The 16772-nt window shown below is 72.9% G+C and carries 14 protein-coding genes; 10 read left to right on the top strand and 4 right to left on the bottom strand.

What is annotated here, in order from left to right; genetic code table 11:
* Positions 1-11: 11 nt before the first annotated feature.
* The 5 genes from AC1RSJ_RS10635 (at position 12) to AC1RSJ_RS10615 (ending at position 4848) form a co-directional block, all read left to right on the top strand.
* Complete coding sequence (locus AC1RSJ_RS10635) at positions 12-1079, top strand: 4-hydroxy-3-methylbut-2-enyl diphosphate reductase (protein ID WP_493118462.1); 1068 nt, start codon at positions 12-14, stop codon at positions 1077-1079.
* Positions 1076-1597, top strand: coding sequence for a DUF6264 family protein (locus AC1RSJ_RS10630; protein ID WP_493118354.1), 522 nt, complete (start codon positions 1076-1078; stop codon positions 1595-1597). Before AC1RSJ_RS10635 ends, AC1RSJ_RS10630 begins: the two co-directional genes overlap by 4 nt.
* 114 nt (positions 1598-1711) lie before the next feature.
* Positions 1712-2965: a sensor histidine kinase gene (locus AC1RSJ_RS10625; RefSeq protein ID WP_493118353.1), complete on the top strand. Its 1254-nt coding sequence runs from the start codon at positions 1712-1714 to the stop codon at positions 2963-2965.
* Entirely contained in the window at positions 2958-4100 is a 1143-nt protein-coding gene (locus AC1RSJ_RS10620; protein ID WP_493118352.1) for a hypothetical protein, read from the top strand. The genes AC1RSJ_RS10625 and AC1RSJ_RS10620 overlap by 8 nt, the downstream gene beginning before the upstream one ends.
* An 82-nt stretch (positions 4101-4182) precedes the next feature.
* Entirely contained in the window at positions 4183-4848 is a 666-nt protein-coding gene (locus tag AC1RSJ_RS10615; protein ID WP_493118351.1) for a Pr6Pr family membrane protein, read from the top strand.
* Between the two features lie 51 nt (positions 4849-4899).
* On the opposite strand, the gene fbaA is transcribed toward AC1RSJ_RS10615, so the two are convergent.
* Positions 4900-5931, bottom strand: coding sequence for a class II fructose-bisphosphate aldolase (fbaA, locus tag AC1RSJ_RS10610; RefSeq protein ID WP_493118350.1), 1032 nt, complete (start codon positions 5929-5931; stop codon positions 4900-4902).
* A gap of 163 nt (positions 5932-6094) precedes the next feature.
* On the opposite strand from fbaA, the gene glpX reads away from it, so the two are divergent.
* The 4 genes from glpX to AC1RSJ_RS10590 are packed head-to-tail and all read left to right on the top strand — an operon-like array spanning position 6095 to position 11572.
* The gene (glpX, locus tag AC1RSJ_RS10605) at positions 6095-7099 is read left to right on the top strand and encodes a class II fructose-bisphosphatase (protein WP_493118349.1); all 1005 of its coding nucleotides are present in this window, start codon (positions 6095-6097) and stop codon (positions 7097-7099) included.
* A 35-nt stretch (positions 7100-7134) separates the two neighbouring features.
* Complete coding sequence (locus tag AC1RSJ_RS10600) at positions 7135-7815, top strand: TetR/AcrR family transcriptional regulator (RefSeq protein WP_493118348.1); 681 nt, start codon at positions 7135-7137, stop codon at positions 7813-7815.
* A 2-nt stretch (positions 7816-7817) separates the two neighbouring features.
* A complete protein-coding gene (locus tag AC1RSJ_RS10595) occupies positions 7818-9551 on the top strand; it encodes an ABC transporter ATP-binding protein (protein ID WP_493118347.1) in 1734 nt (577 codons plus the stop codon).
* A complete protein-coding gene (locus AC1RSJ_RS10590) occupies positions 9548-11572 on the top strand; it encodes an ABC transporter ATP-binding protein (RefSeq protein ID WP_493118346.1) in 2025 nt (674 codons plus the stop codon). The genes AC1RSJ_RS10595 and AC1RSJ_RS10590 overlap by 4 nt, the downstream gene beginning before the upstream one ends.
* Here the strand turns inward: AC1RSJ_RS10590 and AC1RSJ_RS10585 are convergent.
* From AC1RSJ_RS10585 to AC1RSJ_RS10575, 3 genes are all read right to left on the bottom strand, one after another.
* On the bottom strand, positions 11569-13119 hold the full coding sequence (locus AC1RSJ_RS10585; protein ID WP_493118345.1) for a DNA recombination protein RmuC: 1551 nt from the start codon (positions 13117-13119) through the stop codon (positions 11569-11571). The two genes, AC1RSJ_RS10590 and AC1RSJ_RS10585, sit on opposite strands and share 4 nt — an antisense overlap.
* A gap of 152 nt (positions 13120-13271) precedes the next feature.
* Positions 13272-15134: a gamma-glutamyltransferase family protein gene (locus tag AC1RSJ_RS10580; RefSeq protein WP_493118344.1), complete on the bottom strand. Its 1863-nt coding sequence runs from the start codon at positions 15132-15134 to the stop codon at positions 13272-13274.
* Positions 15135-15187: 53 nt separating this feature from the next.
* Positions 15188-15889 (bottom strand): exonuclease domain-containing protein, encoded by a 702-nt coding sequence (locus AC1RSJ_RS10575; RefSeq protein ID WP_493118343.1) that lies wholly within the window; start codon positions 15887-15889, stop codon positions 15188-15190.
* Positions 15890-15990: 101 nt separating this feature from the next.
* On the opposite strand from AC1RSJ_RS10575, the gene AC1RSJ_RS10570 reads away from it, so the two are divergent.
* Positions 15991-16746: a class I SAM-dependent methyltransferase gene (locus AC1RSJ_RS10570; RefSeq protein WP_493118342.1), complete on the top strand. Its 756-nt coding sequence runs from the start codon at positions 15991-15993 to the stop codon at positions 16744-16746.
* Positions 16747-16772: the final 26 nt, after the last annotated feature.

The following is a 16772-nucleotide window of genomic DNA, read 5'->3' as shown; positions in this document are numbered from 1 at the left end:
GAGTGCCCGGCATCACCAACGGGGCGCTCGGCATCGAGCTGGCGCCCGCCCGCTCCCCGCGCGTCGGGGGACGCCTCCGCGACGACCCGGTGGCCGCGCCCAAGCGCGTGCTGCTCGCGAGTCCGCGCGGCTACTGCGCGGGCGTCGACCGCGCCGTCGTCGCCGTGGAGAAGGCGCTCGAGCACTTCGGCAGCCCGGTCTACGTGCGCAAGCAGATCGTGCACAACGTCCACGTCGTCAGCGAGCTGGAGCGCCGCGGCGCGATCTTCGTCGACGAGGTCGACGAGGTGCCGGAGGGCTCGCACCTCGTGTTCAGCGCCCACGGCGTGAGCCCGATGGTCGTGCAGGCCGCCGCCGATCGCGGGCTCGCGGCGATCGACGCGACCTGCCCGCTCGTCACGAAGGTGCACCGGGAGGCGACGCGGTTCGCCAAGCAGGACGCCACCATCCTGCTCATCGGCCACGCCGGCCACGAGGAGGTCGAGGGCACGATGGGGCACGCCCCGGACCGCACGATCCTCGTGAACTCGCCGGAGGACGTGCCCGGCCTCGACGTGCCCGACACCGACAACCTGGTCTGGATCTCGCAGACCACGCTGAGCGTCGACGAGACGATGGAGACGGTCCGCCGGCTCCGCGAGCGCTTCCCGCACCTGCAGGATCCGCCCTCCGACGACATCTGCTACGCCACCCAGAACCGCCAGGTCGCCATCAAGAAGGTGGCCCGCGACGCCGAGCTCGTCATCGTGGTCGGCTCCGCGAACAGCTCGAACAGCGTCCGGCTCGTCGAGGTCGCCCTCGAGCACGGCGCCCGCGCCGCCTACCGCGTGGATTACGCCGACGAGATCCGCCAGGAGTGGCTCGACGGCGTCGCCTCGGTCGGCGTCACCAGCGGCGCCTCGGTGCCGGAGGTGCTCGTCGAGGAGGTGCTCGCCGATCTCGCGGATGCCGGCTACGGCTCGGTGCAGGAGGTGCGCACCGCGGAGGAGGATCTCATGTTCTCGCTGCCGAAGGAGCTGCGCCGCACCGCCGCGGGCGACGCCGACAGTCGCGCCCTCGGCGGACGGAACCCGGCGTGAGCCGCCCGGCACCGGAGTACGGCGAGTTCGCCTCGCCCGAGGAGGTCGAGGCCATCACCGGCCGGCGCGCCGAGGAGCCCGCGCCGCCGGTCGACCGCCCGGTCGCCGACGGCGAGCAGGAGGTGCAGGAGGCGGAGGCCGAGGCCAAGCCGGCGCGCCCGCTCTGGGACACGACCCTCACCATCGCGCTGCTCGCCGCCGGCGCGTGGAACGCGATCGGCACCGTCGCCGACCCGACGTCGTTCGGCCGCAGCCTCCAGGAGTCCGCGCGGACGCTCGGCTACACCGGGAACCTCAGTGGGGGCGCGACGCCCGCGATCGGCATCGGCATCGCGATCCTGTCGGCCTCGCTCGTCGTCATCTGCGCCCTGCTGAGCCTGCGGGCGGCGAAGCGGTTCCGGCGCATCTTCTGGATCCCGCTCAGCGGGGCCGTGCTCTCGACGGCCGCGTTCGTGCTCGGGTCGGTGCTCGTGATCCTCGGCCACCCCGGCTTCGCCGACGCCGTCCTGCACGGCTGACCCGGCCGTCCCCTGCGCCGGACGCGCGACGCCCGATCCGCCTGACTCCCGGCGGCGCCGCCGGGTGGCATGATCGCCTCAGCATCCGGGTGGTCCGGGCGGGGAGGTGATCGCGTGCGCGTCGCCGTGCTGCCCCGCGAGGTCGCAGCGTCGGTGATCACCGGCACCGTCTCGCGGATGGCGTGGGCCTACGGCGCCGTGTGCATCGTGCTCGACGTGCCGATCCTGCTCGAGACGTACATCCGCGCCGGCCAGGCCCGCTACCTCGCGCTGCCGCTCGCGCTGCTGGCGGTGCAGCTCGCGGCGCTCGCGCTCGCCGCCTGGGTGGCGCGACCCTGGTCGGTGATCGCGTACCTCGCCGTCGGGGCGCTCTGCTGCGCCGGATTCCAGCTCGAGGTGCTCAACACGATCCCGGCGGCGGGCTCCGACTACGTCTTCCTCCTGAACCGGCCGGCGATCGCGCTCGTCACGGTCGGGGTGACGGCGTCGTCCACGATCACCGGCATCGGCTGGCTCATCGTCGGGTTCGGGGTGTCGAGCGCGACGAGCGCGGCGGTCGCGCTCGTCGCCGGCATCCCGTTCCGCCCGGGCGCCGGTGCGGCGCTCATGGTCGGCATCGGCACCATCGCCTACACGCTGTTCGCGCTCATCCAGCGGCGCTCCCGGGCGCGGGTGCCCGACTTCGACGAGCTCGAGCGCGAGACCCAGGCGCTCGTCGACGGCGTCAACCTGACCCGGCGCACCACGGCCGTCGTGCACGACACCGTGCTCAACGACCTCGCGATCGTGATGAACGGTCCCGACCGCCTCGACGAGCGCGCGCGGAAGCGGCTGCGCACCGATCTCGAGACGCTCACGGGCGCCGATTGGCTCACCGCGGCGACGGAGGTCGTGCCGCCCGACGAGCAGGACGTCGCGGTGCGCAATGCGATCGCGGTGATCGTCAGCGACATGCAGTGGCGCGGGCTCACCGTGCAGGTCTCCGGCGTCGGCGACGGCATCACCCGCACGGCGCCCGAGCTCGTCGACGCGCTCATCGACGGCATCCGCTCGGCGCTCGAGAACGTGCTGCGGCACTCCGGCACGTCGCTGGCCGAGCTCGCGCTGGCCTACGACGGCGAGTCCGTCACGGTCATGGTCATCGACCAGGGGCGCGGCTTCGACCCGCGCCAGGTCGACGGCGATCGGCTCGGCATCCGCGGCTCCATCGTGCGCCGGGTCGAGGCCGCCGGCGGCTCGGTCAACGTCTGGTCGACGCCCGGCGCCGGCACCTCCGTCGTGATGCGCGGGCCGATCCAGCGCGTCGTCGTGCCGAACCCGCCGTCGCGCCACCGCGAGGCGACGCAGGACGGGGCGCTCGATGGCTAGCCGCACCGTGCCGATCTCGCCGCGCCAGATCGATCCGCTGAGCTGGATCACGGGCCCGCTCGTGCCGCTCGCGTTCGCGGGCGTCTCGGTGGCCTACGCCGTCTACGGCATCATCACCACCGCCGAGTTCGGCTTCCCGGCGCTCCAGCTCGCCTCGTCGGCGCTGTTCGTCGTCGCCCAGCTCGTGCTGCACTTCGCCGCCCGGGGACTCCGCGGCCTCGTGCCGACGCGGATCGCGGTCGGGGCGCTCGCGCTCGGCTGCGGTGCGCTGCTGCTCTCCGCTCTCGGCTACTCCCGCCACGGCTTCGCGGTCGAGCTCTGGTGGGCGCCGCTCGCCCTCTCGCTGACGATGGGCAGCCTCGCACCGTACCTGCCGGCCGGTCGGATCGCGGTGCTGACGTCCGTGGCGACCGCAATCGTCGTGCCGCCGGCGGTCGCCCTCATCGCGCCGCACATCGAACGCTGGGGCCCGGCGAGCGTGACGGTCATCATCGCACTGCCGCTCGTGGCGGGCATCGTGCTCGCGTCGCTGTTCTCCGCCTACATCGTGCGGCGCATGCAGGCACTGCTCGAGGCGCGATCGCAGAACGTGATCGTGTCCCGCGACGACGACGAGGGCAGCGAGACGGAGGAGCGGGCCCGGCTCGCGCACCTCACCGCCCGCGCCGTGCCCTTCCTCGAGCGCATCGCGGACACGGGTGTGATCGGGGCCGCGGATCGCGCGCTGGCCGGACAGCTGGCCCGCCGCCTCCGTGACGATCTCGTGACGCAGGCGAACGCGAGCTGGCTCGACCGGCTCGAGGCCGGATCGCGGCTCGTCGTGATCGACCCGGACGAGCGGGCCGACGGCCTCCGCCCCTCGCAGCGGACGGCCTTGCGCGGCCTCATCCGGGCGCTGCTCTCCGCGAAGGGCGCCGGATCGCTGCTCGTGGAGCTGCGCGGCCGCCCGGACGGCGCCACCGCGGTCGGGGTGAGCATGGACGCCGAGCTGCCGGAGGGCCGCCGCATGATGTATCTCGCGCCGTACATCCTCACGCTGCAGATGACCGCGGACGACCTGGTCTGGGAGAACGACCAGGTGCTGCAGGTGACGTTCGAGTTCCCCCGCGACCGGAAGTCCCCCGGAGACGGGTGAGCGCCCGACCGAGCGCGACGGGGTCGCGCTCCGGATACCCTCCGACGGCGCCGAGCGGTGTCGTCGGGGAGGAGCATCGCGCATGAGCCGGCAGTCGTCGACCCGCCGCGCGCTCGGGGTCGTCCGGATCGTCGCGGGCATCGCGCTCGCCGCGACCCTCGGCATCCAGATCGCCGACCTCGCCATCGGCGGCGGACTGGTGCCCGAGCACTACTTCGTCGCGTTCACCATCGACTCCTCGTTCCTCGAGTCGATCGTGCTCGTCGTCGCGGGGATCGCGGCCGTCCGCGGCGTCCGCAGCGGCGCCGTCGACACGATGGCCGCCGCGATCGTGCCGTACGGCGTCATCACCGGCATCGTCTACAACGCCCTGCTGCGCGGGCTGCCGACTCACGGCTACCAGGGCATGGACTGGGAGAACGAGGTCGTGCACGTCGTGCTGCCGCTGTACCTCGCGCTCGACTGGTTCGTGCTGCGGGCGATCGCCGGCGACCGCCTGCCGCTCGGCGGCCGGGCCGTCGGGGTGGCGTCCGTGTTCCCGCTCGCATGGCTCGCGGTGACGCTGCTGCGCGGCGCCGCGGACGGCTGGTACCCGTACCCGTTCCTCGATCCGGCCACGGCCGGATGGGGATCCGTGATCGCCTGGATCGTCGTGCTGACGACCGCGATCGTCGTCATCGCGGCGATCGCCGTGCTCGTGACGCGAGTCGGGCGGCGTCGCGCCGCCTCGGCGGCCGGCGCGTCCTGAGACGACTCGACCCCCGCCGGAGCGGGGGTCGAGCGACGTCGAACGGGTGCGCTACGCGCTGATCGAGTGGCCGTGCGAGCCGAGCTGCCGGGTCGCCTCGACGACGCGGGCGGCCATGGCGGTCTCGGCGATCTTGCCCCAGGAGCGCGGGTCGTAGACCTTCTTGTTGCCGACCTCGCCGTCGATCTTGAGGAAGCCGTCGTAGTTCTTCAGCACGGTGTCGGCGACCGAGCGGCTGAAGGCGTACTGGGTGTCCGTGTCGATGTTCATCTTGATGACGCCGTTCGCGACCGCCTCGGCGATCTCCGCGTCGGTCGAGCCGGAGCCGCCGTGGAAGACGAGGTCGAGCGGCTTCGCGCCGGTGCCGAAGCGCTCGGCGATGCCGGCCTGGATCTCGCCGAGCAGCTCGGGGCGCAGCTTCACGTTGCCGGGCTTGTAGACCCCGTGCACGTTGCCGAAGGTCAGGGCGGCGATGTAGCGGCCCTGCTCGCCGAGGCCGAGCGCCTCGACGGCCTTCGTGACGTCGCCGACGGTCGTGTAGAGGGCGTCGTTCGTGCCCTCGTGCTGCACGCCGTCCTCCTCGCCGCCGACGACGCCGATCTCGACCTCGAGGATGGCGCTGATCGCCTTGAGGCGGGGGAGCAGCTCCGACGCGATCTGGATGTTCTCGTCGAGCGGCACAGCGGAGCCGTCCCACATGTGCGACTGGAAGATCGGGTTGCGGCCGGCCTTGACCTCGGCCTCGGAGGCCTCGAGCAGCGGCAGCACGAAGCCGGGCAGCGCGTCCTTCGGGCAGTGGTCCGTGTGCAGCGCGACGGTCACGGGGTAGCTCTTGGCGACCTCGGTGGCGAACTTCGCGAAGGCGAGCGCGCCGGTGGCGCGAGCCTTGACGGTCTGCCCGGCGAAGTAGTCCGCGCCGCCGGTGGTGACCTGGATGATGCCGTCGGAGCCGGCCTCGGTCAGGCCCTGCAGCACCGAGTTGATGGTGGAGGACGAGGAGACGTTGATGGCCGGGAAGGCGTAGCCGCCTGCCTTGGCCTTGTCGAGCATCTCTGCGTACTGGTCGGGGGTGGCGACGGGCATCTGAAAATCTCCTCGCTGGGGGTCGTCCGCGCGCCAGTCTAGCCAGCGGGGTGGTCCGGTCGGATCGCGCGGATGCCCAGGGGTCAGGTGCTGTGCGCACTCGGGATCGGCACGTCTGTGCAGTCCGGGTCGACGGCGTGCGCGCGTGGCTAGTGTGGCCGACATGGTGACCACGGAGACCGGCGCGCTGTTCCTGCACCCCGACCGCAACCTCGCGCTCGAGCTCGTGCGGGCGACCGAGGCGGCGGCCATCCGCGCGGTGCCGTTCATCGGGCGCGGCGACAAGAACGCGGCCGACGGCGCCGCCGTGGACGCGATGCGCAAGTTCCTCGGCACCGTCAACTTCGACGGCGTCGTCGTGATCGGCGAGGGCGAGAAGGACAAGGCCCCGATGCTCTACAACGGCGAGCACGTCGGCAACGGCCGCGGCCCCGCCTGCGACATCGCGGTCGATCCCATCGACGGCACCTCGCTGACCGCGTCGGGGCGGCGGAACGCGATCTCGATGATCGCTGCCGCCGACCGCGGCGCCATGCTCGACGCGCACACCGTGTTCTACATGGACAAGATCGTCACCGGTCCGGAGGGCATCGGCGTCGTCGACCTGCGGCAGAGCGTCGCGGAGAACATCCGGGCGCTGGCGAAGGCCAAGGGCAAGCCGGTGGGGGAGATGTCGATCGGCGTGCTCGACCGGCCGCGGCACGAGGGGCTGATCCAGGAGATCCGCGAGTCGGGTGCCGGCACACGGCTGCTGCTCGACGGCGACGTCGCCGGCGGCATCGACGCGGCCTCCTACGACGGACGACTGGACATGTGCATCGGCACCGGCGGATCGCCGGAGGGCGTCGCCACGGCGTGCGCGATCAAGGCGCTCGGCGGGCTGATCCAGACCCGGCTCGCGCCGAAGACGGACGAGGAGAAGCAGCACGGCCTCGACGCCGGGCTGCAGTTCGACCACGTTTACACGGCGGACGAGCTCGTGAAGGGCGACAACACCTTCTTCGTCGCGACCGGCGTGACCGACGGAAACCTGGTGTCCGGCGTCCGCCGCAAGGGCCCGGTCATCCGCACCGAGTCGATCGTGCTCCGCGCCCGCTCCGGCACCATCCGCCGCGTCATCGCGGACCACCTCGCCGAGAAGTGGCTCGACGGCGACGACTCGCTCTGACGCCTCCATACCGACGCATGGATGCTTGTGAGTGAGTGCTCACTCAGTCTAAGGTCGCACCCGTGGTGCTGCCGGAGGAGTTCGTGGAGGTGCGCGTCCGAGCGCGCCCGATGGCACCGGAGGAGCGCCGGGAGGCGATCCTCGACGCCGTCATCCCCGTGCTGCTCGAGCACGGGCGCGACGTCGGCAGCCGGCGCCTCGCCGAGGCGGCGGGCGTCGCCGAGGGCACGCTGTTCCGCGCGTTCGGCGACAAGGAGAGCCTGCTGCGGGCGGCCGGCGAGCGGTACTTCGATCCGCTGCCGGTGCGCGCGGCGCTCCGCGGCATCGACGCCGACCTCCCCGTGGAGGAGCGCATCGAGCTGGTGATCGCGCTGCTCCGGGGGCGCATGGACGGCATCATCCGGATGATGTCCGCCCTCCGCCTGCCGCCGGGCCCGCCGCCGATGCGGTCCCGACCGGGCGACCCCGGATGGGACTGGGTCGAGATCCTCGAGGAGCTGTTCGCGGCCGACGCCGACCGGCTCAGCATCCCGATCCGCGACCTCGCCTATGTGCTCCGGCTGCTCGCGTTCGGGGCGTCCATCCCCATGTTCAATGCACCGCACGAGTTCGGCACGCCCGAGCTCGCCCGACTCGTCGCCCACGGCGTGCTCCGCGAGCAGTCCGCGGCCGACGAACCGGTCACCGCCTCAGACCACCGGACGAAGGAGAGCTGACCATGCTCCTGCGGATCCTCGGGCGATTCCTCCGCCCCTCCGTGCCGCTCATCGTCGTCGTCATCGTGCTGCAGTTCGCGCAGTCGATGGCGTCGCTGTATCTGCCGAGCCTCAACGCCGACATCATCGACAACGGGGTGGTGAAGAACGACACCGGCTACATCGTCTCGACCGGCATGGTGATGCTCGGCATCACGCTCCTGCAGGTCGTCTGCTCGATCGCGGCCGTCTACGTCGGCTCCCGGATCGCCATGGGCTTCGGCCGGGACCTGCGCGGTGCGATCTTCGCCCGCGTCGCGGCGTTCTCGGAGCGCGAGGTGTCGCGCTTCGGCGCCCCGTCGCTCATCACCCGCACGACGAACGACGTGCAGCAGGTGCAGATGCTCGTGCTGATGAGCCTGACGATGCTCGTCTCGACGCCGATCCTCGCGATCGGCGGCGTCATCTCGGCGCTGCGGGAGGACACCACGCTGTCGTGGATCCTCGTGGTCGCGGTGCCCGTGCTGCTCATCGCGGTGGGCCTCATCATCACGCGGATGGTGCCGCAGTTCCGCCGGATGCAGGAGCGCATCGACACGGTGAACCGGGTGCTCCGCGAGCAGCTGACCGGCATCCGGGTGGTGCGCGCGTTCGTGCGCGAGCCGGTCGAGCTCGGCCGCTTCGCCTCGGCGAACCGCGACCTGACGGAGACGGCGACGATCGCGGGCCGGTGGTTCTCGCTGATGTTCCCGGTCGTGATGCTCGTGCTCAACGTCTCCAGCGTCGCCGTGCTCTGGTTCGGCGCCTACCGGATCGACGCCGGCGAGATGAAGATCGGCGCGCTCACCGCGTTCCTCACCTACCTCATCCAGATCCTCATGGCCGTGATGATGGCGACCTTCCTCGCCTTCCTGCTCCCGCGCGCCGCGGTCTCCTCCGACCGCATCGGCGAGGTGCTCGACACGGAGTCGACGGTGGGCCCGCCCGCCTCGCCCGTGACCGAGACCACGGGCGAGGGCACGGTCGAGCTGCGGGCGGCGACGTTCGCCTACCCGGGCGCGGACCAGCCCGTGCTGCGCGAGGTGTCGTTCACCGCGGCGCCCGGACGCACCACCGCGATCATCGGCTCGACCGGATCGGGCAAGACCACGCTCGTGAACCTGCTGCCGCGGCTGTTCGACGTGACCGGCGGCGCGGTGCTCATCGACGGCGTCGACGTGCGGGAGCTCGATCCCGACCTGCTCTGGGGGCGGATCGGGCTCGTGCCGCAGCGCGCCTACCTGTTCCGCGGCACGGTCGCGTCGAACCTGCGCTACGGCAACCCGGACGCCACGGACGAGCAGCTCTGGCGGGCGCTCGAGGTCGCGCAGGCCCGGGACTTCGTCGAGGAGATGGCGGACGGACTCGAGTCCGAGATCGCCCAGGGCGGCACGAACGTGTCGGGCGGGCAGCGGCAACGGCTCGCGATCGCCCGGGCGCTCGTGAAGCGGCCGGAGATCTACGTGTTCGACGACGCGTTCAGCGCGCTGGATACGGCGACGGATGCGCGGCTGCGCGCGGCGCTCGCGCGCGAGGCGTCCGGGGCGACCCTCATCGTCGTCGCCCAGCGCGTGTCGACCATCGTCGACGCGGACGAGATCCTCGTGCTCGAGGACGGCGAGGTCGTCGGACGCGGAACCCATGAGGAGCTGCTGGAGAGCTCGGCGGAGTACGCCGAGATCGTCTCGAGCCAGCTCTCGATCGAGGAGGCGGCATGAGCTTCGGAGGACCGCAGCGTCCCGCGCAGAAGAGCCTGGACTTCGGGCCGTCGTTCCGCCGCCTGCTCGGGCGGCTCCTCCCCGAGCGCGGACCGCTCGTGCTGGTCGTGCTGCTCGGCGTGCTCGGCGTGCTGCTGTCGGTCGTCGGGCCGAAGGTGCTCGGCCAGGCGACCAACCTCATCCTCGGCGGCGCGGTCGGCTCGACCATGCCGGCCGGCGCCACGAAGCAGCAGGTGATCGACGGGCTGCGTGCGAGCGGCGACGGCGCGCAGGCGGACTTCCTCCGCGGGCTCGACTTCACGCCGGGCCAGGGCATCGACTTCGCGGCGCTCCAGCTCGTGCTCGGCATCGTGCTCGCGCTCTACGTGCTCTCGAGCATCTTCATGTGGCTGCAGGGCTACGTGCTCAACGGCGTGACGCAGCGCACCGTGTACCGCCTGCGCGAGGACGTCGAGGAGAAGATCCACCGCCTTCCGCTGTCGTACTTCGACCGGATGCCGCGCGGCGACCTGCTCAGCCGGGTCACGAACGACATCGACAACGTCTCGCAGAGCCTGCAGCAGACCCTGAGCCAGGCGCTGACCTCGATCCTCACGGTCGTCGGCGTGCTCGTGATGATGTTCGTCATCTCGCCGCTGCTCGCGGTGATCGCGCTGGTCACGGTGCCGCTGAGCATCCTCGTGACGACGCTGATCGCGAAGCGGTCGCAGAAGCTGTTCGTGGCGCAGTGGCAGCACACGGGCGAGCTCAATGCGCAGATCGAGGAGGCCTACTCCGGTCACGCGCTGGTGAAGGTCTTCGGCCGGCACCGCGAGGTGGAGGCGGATTTCGGCGCGAAGAACGACGAGCTGTTCCGCGCCAGCTTCGGCGCCCAGTTCATCAGCGGCATCATCATGCCCGCGATGATGTTCATCGGGAACCTCGTCTACGTCGCGATCGCGGTCGTCGGCGGCATCCTGGTGGGCGGCGGATCGATGACGCTCGGCGACGTGCAGGCCTTCATCCAGTACTCGCGGCAGTTCACCCAGCCGCTGACCCAGCTCGGCTCGATGGCGAACCTGCTGCAGTCGGGTGTGGCGAGCGCGGAGCGCGTGTTCGAGCTGCTCGACGCGGATGAGCAGACCGAGGACCCGGCCTCGCCGTCGACGCCCGCGGCCCGCGGCGGCCGGCTCGCGTTCGAGGACGTCTCGTTCAGCTACACCCCCGAGAAGCCCCTCATCGAGCACCTCGACCTCGTCGCCGAGCCGGGACAGACGGTCGCGATCGTCGGGCCGACCGGCGCCGGCAAGACCACGCTCGTGAACCTCGTCATGCGCTTCTACGAGCCGCAGTCCGGGCGCATCACACTCGACGGCGTCGACATCGCCGACATGACCCGCGACGACCTCCGCGGCCGCACCGGCATGGTGCTGCAGGACACCTGGCTGTTCGCGGGCACCATCCGCGCGAACATCGCCTACGGACGACCGGACGCGACGGAGGGGGAGATCCTCGCCGCGGCGGAGGCCGCGTTCGTCGACCGGTTCGTGCACTCGCTGCCGGACGGCTACGACACCCTGCTCGACGACGACGCCTCGAACATCAGCGCCGGCGAGAAGCAGCTGCTCACGATCGCGCGGGCGTTCCTCGCCCGGCCGAGCGTGCTCATCCTCGACGAGGCGACGAGCTCGGTCGACACCCGCACCGAGCTGCTCGTGCAGCGCGCGATGGGCGAGTTGCGCAAGGACCGCACCAGCTTCGTGATCGCCCACCGGCTCTCGACGATCCGGGATGCCGACCTGATCCTCGTGATGGAGTCGGGCTCGATCGTGGAGCAGGGGACGCACGAGCAGCTGCTCACCTCGGGCGGGGCGTACGCCCGGCTCTACCAGGCGCAGTTCGCCGCGCCGGTCGATGGCGAGGAGGCCGGAGTCACGGCCGGTGCCGGTGTTCCTGGCGGGACCGGTGTTCCGGGCGGTGCCGGGGCTGCCGCCGGCGGCGGTTCCCGTCCCGCGAAGGACTCGGCGCGGCGGCGCTCCTAGGCGCGGCGGCGCTCGTCGCGCCCGGCGGGCTCGTCGAGGTCGAGCTCGAGGCCGGCGAGTCCGAGGTCGAGCTCGTCGCGCTCGGTGCCGGCGAGCGCCAGCCGGCGCTCCGCCGCGATGCGTGCGGCGCGATCCGGCTCGGCCGCGGGCGCGGACTCTGCCGGCTCGGCATCGATCGCCTCGGGTGCGGCGGCCGGCGTCGCTGCGGGAACGGGCTCGGCGGCGGTGTCGTCGTCCGACGCTGCGTCGCGCTCGGTCAGCTCGGGGGCGGTCAGCTGCTTCGGCTGGGTCTCGATCGCCTTGGGTGCGGCCAGGACCTTGCTCTCGTCGAGCTGGTCGAGCTTGCGCGCGGTGACGAGCACCCGGTTCTCGAGGGAGCTGGCGAACTCGTTGTAGCGCTTGACGCTCGTCTCGAGCGAGCGGCCGAGCTTGTCCGCATGCTCCGACAGGGTGCCGAGGCGGGAGTAGAGCTCCTTCGCGAGGTCGAACAGCTTCTTCGCGTCCTCGGTGAGCACGTCCTGCTGCCACGTGAACGCGACGGTCTTCAGCACCGCCCAGAGGTTCACAGGGCTGGCCAGCGCGATCCGCTTGCCGAAGGCGTAGTCGAGCAGGGTCGGGTCCTGCTCGAGCGCCGCCGAGAGCAGCGACTCGCTCGGGATGAACGCGACCGTGAACTCCGGGCTCGCGTCGAGACCGGCCCAGTACGTCTTGCTCGAGAGCGCGTCGACGTGCGCCTTGACCTGCTTCGCGTGCGCGGCCAGCAGACTGCGCCGGCGCGCCTCCTCCTCGCCGGTGGCCGTCGCCGGGATGGCGCTCGCCTCGAGGTAGGAGTTGTAGGGCACCTTCGCGTCGACCGCGATCGACTTGCCGCCCGGCAGGCGGACGGTCATGTCCGGGCGTCCGGCGCCGGCATCCGAGGTGATGGACGACTGCAAGTGGAAGTCGACGCGGTTGGTGAGCCCTGCCGCCTCGACGACGTTGCGGAGCTGCGTCTCGCCCCAGACGCCGCGAGTGGCGTTGTTGCGCAGGGCGCTCGCGAGCGACTCGGCGGTCGCGCGGAGGCGCTCCTCGCTCTCGGCTGCGGAGCGCAGCTGCTGCGAGAGCTGCCCGTGCTGCTGGGAGCGCTGCGTCTCGAGCTCGGTGACCTTCTGCTGCATCGTGCGGAGCGTCTCCTGCACGGGGGTGAGCGCCTGCAGCACCTTCGACTCCTGGCGCTCGGCGCTCGTGCGCTCCTCCGCCTCGGCGCGCGTGCGGTCGAGCAGCTCGCGGTACTGGTCCTGCGCGGCGATGAGCTGCTCGCGCAGTCCGTCGAGCCCGGCCTGCGAGCGGGCCAGATCCGCCTCGATCTCGCCGCGCACGGTGAGCGCCTCCTCGCGCGCCCTGGCCAGCTCCAGCTGGTGGCGGGCCTCGGCGACGCGCGGGTCCTCCAGCGGCTCGACGGCCTCGGCGGGCGCGGCGGCGGCGCGGGACCGGAGCACGACGACCGTCGCGACGGCGCCGACGACGAGGCCGAGCACGAGTCCGACGATCAGGGTGAGGAGGTCCATGCCGACAGTGTCGCGGAGCCCGCCGACATCGTCCGGGTCCCGCGCCGGGCTCCGGCATCCCGACGGCGCGACTGCCGCGTCATCTCGCTGTCGCCGCGCGATATCGGCCACGGGTCGAGGGACGGCGCGGCGATCACCGCAGGAGAACGACCTCAGCTCACCGCCGCGTAGCCCAGCCCGCCGCGCGGGTTGGAGGCCGCGAACACGCCGCCGCGCGGGTCGACGCCGACGGCCGACAGGCGGCCCAGTGTCCACGGTCCGGCGACCGTCACCTCGTGGCCCCGGCGGCGCAGCTCGGCGATCACGTCGTCGCCGACCCGCGACTCGACCACGAGCCCGGCCGGCTCGCGCACCCGCGGCGCGAACGACGACACGAGGTCGGTGACGTGGAACGCCGGGGCGTCGATCGCGGCCTGCGCGCCGTAGCCGCCGACGATCCGGCGCAGCAGGTAGAGCAGCTGCCACTGGTCCTGCTGGTCGCCGCCGGGCGTGCCGAGGGCCTCCGCCGGCGCCCCGTCGCGCAGCAGCATCGTCGGGCTCAGCGTGCTGCGCGGCCGCACGCCCGCGCGCAGCGCCGACGGCGACGCCGGGTCGAGCCAGGTCATCTGCAGCCGCGAGCCGAGGCAGAACCCGAGCCCGGGCACGGCGGGCGACGACTGCAGCCAGCCGCCGGACGGCGTCGCCGACACGAGCGTGCCCCAGCGGTCGATCACGTCGAGGTGGCAGGTGTCGCCGCGGGTCGCGCCGTCGCGTCCGACCGTCGGCTCCCCGGTCGCGGCGGACGCGGATCCGGATGCCGCCGGTGGCGCCGACGACGCGGAGCCCGCCCCGCGCGGCAGCCACGGCGCCGGTCCGCCGGGCGACCCCGGTCGGAACTCGCGGGACGCCGTCGCGCCGATGAGCGCGCGCCGCGCCGCCGCGTACGGGGGATCGAGCAGCTCGTCGAGCGGCACCGCGACGGCCTCCGGGTCGCCGTACCAGGCGTCCCGGTCGGCCAGCGCGAGCTTCAGCGCCTCCGCGATCGTGTGGATGCCGTCCGCCGTCGAGGGGTCGAGCAGCTCGTCCGGCAGCCCGTCGAGGATCGCGAGGGCCTGCAGCAGCACCGGACCCTGCGTCCATGGACCGGCCTTCGCCACCTCCACCCCGCGGAACGACCGGACGACGGGCGGCTCGGTGCGGGTGCGGTGGACCGCGGCATCCGCGGCCGTGATGACCCCGGCGTGGCGCCGTCCGTCCGAGTGGATCAGCGGTGTGCGCGCGAAGGCCTCGACCTCGTTCGCGATCGGGCCGTCCCATTCGGCTCGGGCGGCGGCGATGCGCGCGACGCGGCCGTCCGTGCCGGCCCGCGGGACGGCACCCGTGTCGCCGCTCCCGTCCTCGCCAACGCCCACGCCGTCGCCGGCGTCCAGCAGCCGCCGGATGGTCGCGGCCCACTGCGGATTCCGCACGAGCTCACCCGGCTCGGGGAGGCGCCCCTCCGGCATCCACAGCGCCGCGGACGTCGGCCACTCGCCCTCGAACAGCTCCCGAACGGCGCGCAACGTGGCGACGACGCGCTCCTGGATCGGATGCCCGTCCCGGGCGTAGGCGAGGGCCGGCGCGAGCACGTCCGCGAGCTCCCAGGTGCCGTGCTCGGCGAGCAGGTCGAGCCAGGCGGGCACGGCGCCGGGCACCGCGGCGGCGAGGAAGCCGGCGCCGGGCACCTCGTCGAGGCCCTCCTCGACGTAGTGCTCGAGCGTCGCGGCGGCCGGCGCGGACCCCTGTCCGCTCACGACCACCGGGGCGCCGCCGCGCACCGAGAGGATCGCGGTGAGGTCGCCGCCGGGTCCGTTGAGGTGCGGCTCGACGACGTGGAGCACGAACGCGGTCGCCACCGCCGCGTCGACGGCCGTCCCGCCGCGCTCGAGCACGCTCTGCCCGGCGGCGGTGGCGAGCCAGTGCGTCGAGGCGACGCCGCCGCTCGTGCCGCGCAGCTCGGGTCGGGTGGTGAACGGATCCGGGGGAGTGAAGCTCACCCGCCCACGCTAGGCGCGGATGCCCGCACCGGCGCCGGTCGCGGAGGCGGTCGTCAGGTCGACAGCGGCGGCGGGGCCCATCCGCCCGGACCGAGCACCGTGGTGCGCGGGGCGGAGGAGGCGACACGGCGCGACTCGGCCGGCACGCCGACCGCCGCGCCGGAGGCGGACGACGGGGAGGTGACGAGCGGCACCGTGCGCGAGACGCGGACGCCGGCGGCCTCCGCGAGGCCGGGCAGGTCGTCGACGCCGTAGCGGTCGGCCGCGTGGATCATGATCGCGGCGCAGGCCTCGGCGTCGGCGGTCGCGTCGTGGTGGCGGAAGTCGTCGAAGCCGGCGGCCGTCGCGACCGACGGGAGGCGGTAGCTGTCGAGCGTGTACGTGCGGCGCGAGACCTGCAGGCTGCACACGTAGCCGATGGCCGGGGTCTCGACGAAGGTGGCGGCGCAGGCGGCCTTGATGACGCCCATGTCGAAGCCGGCGTTGTGCGCCACCATGAGGTCGCCCTCGGCGAAGGCCAGGAGGTCGGGCAGCTGCTCGGTCCAGAGCATCGCGTCGACCACGTCGGCGGCCATGATGCCGTGGATGCGCACGTTCCACTCCACGAACGCGTCGTGGCCGGCCGGCGGCTTGATCAGCCAGCCGACCCGGTCGACGATCCGGCCGTCGCGCACCTTGACGAGGCCGACGGAGCACGCGGAGGCGTTGGAGGAGTTCGCGGTCTCGAAGTCGATCGCGGTGAAGTCCAGCGCCATGGGGGAAGCGTCACACGCGCGTCCGACGCCGCCGGGGAGCCGCGCCGCGTGGCGCCGGATCGCCGGACCACAGCCCGGGGGAGCGGCGTACCGTCGGGAGGGTGACCGATGACGCGCTGAAGGCGGAGCAGGCGAGCTCGTTCGACCGGGAGGCGGCGCTCTACGAGCGCGCGCGGCCGTCGTATCCCGACGCGGCGGTCGACTGGCTCCTCGCGCCGCGCGAGGGGAGTCCGCCGTTGCGCCGGGTGCTCGACCTCGGCGCCGGCACCGGCAAGTTCACGGCCTCGCTCGCGGCGCGCGGACTCGACGCGATCGCGGTCGACCCGTCCGAGCGGATGCTGGAGCAGCTGCGCGGGAGCGTGCCGGGCGTGGAGACGCTGGTCGGCACGGCGGAGCGCATCCCGCTGCCCGACGAGAGCGTCGACGCCGTGTTCGCCGCGCAGGCCTGGCACTGGGTCGACCAGGAGCGGGCGGCGCCCGAGGTGGCGCGCGTGCTCAAGCCGGGCGGCGAGCTCGGCCTCATCTGGAACGACCGCGACAACCGCGTGCCATGGGTCGCGCGGCTCACCGCGGTGATGGGGTCGAGCGAGGCGGAGCGCTCGCAGGAGACGCCGACCGTCGTCCCGGGCCCGTTCGGGCCGACCTCGCAGGCCGTCTTCGAGTGGGAGCGGCCGATGACGCCCGAGGGGCTCGTCGAGCTCGCCCTGTCGCGCAGCTACATCATCACGGCGACGCCCGAGCGCCGCGACGAGGTGATCGCCGGCATCCGGGAGCTGCTCGCGACCGATCCGGACCTCGCCAAGCGGGACGCGTTCGCCATGCCGTACCGCACGAACGTGTTCCGCGCGCACCGCTGACGCGGAGTCCGGGCCCCGCGGTCGGG

Source organism: Schumannella sp. GW821-FHT10F01 (assembly GCF_058809295.1).
Note: the sequence above shows the minus strand (reverse complement) of the source record. Positions and strands in the feature narration are given on the sequence as shown.

What these genes read in the sequence shown, in the direction of transcription:
- AC1RSJ_RS10620 (WP_493118352.1), top strand. Translation starts at nt 2,958, where the DNA reads ATGGCTAGCCGCACCGTGCCGATCTCGCCGCGCCAGATCGATCCGCTG.
- AC1RSJ_RS10615 (WP_493118351.1), top strand. Translation starts at nt 4,183, where the DNA reads ATGAGCCGGCAGTCGTCGACCCGCCGCGCGCTCGGGGTCGTCCGGATC.
- fbaA (WP_493118350.1), bottom strand. Translation starts at nt 5,931, where the DNA reads ATGCCCGTCGCCACCCCCGACCAGTACGCAGAGATGCTCGACAAGGCC.
- glpX (WP_493118349.1), top strand. Translation starts at nt 6,095, where the DNA reads ATGGTGACCACGGAGACCGGCGCGCTGTTCCTGCACCCCGACCGCAAC.
- AC1RSJ_RS10595 (WP_493118347.1), top strand. Translation starts at nt 7,818, where the DNA reads ATGCTCCTGCGGATCCTCGGGCGATTCCTCCGCCCCTCCGTGCCGCTC.
- AC1RSJ_RS10590 (WP_493118346.1), top strand. Translation starts at nt 9,548, where the DNA reads ATGAGCTTCGGAGGACCGCAGCGTCCCGCGCAGAAGAGCCTGGACTTC.
- AC1RSJ_RS10585 (WP_493118345.1), bottom strand. Translation starts at nt 13,119, where the DNA reads ATGGACCTCCTCACCCTGATCGTCGGACTCGTGCTCGGCCTCGTCGTC.
- AC1RSJ_RS10575 (WP_493118343.1), bottom strand. Translation starts at nt 15,889, where the DNA reads ATGGCGCTGGACTTCACCGCGATCGACTTCGAGACCGCGAACTCCTCC.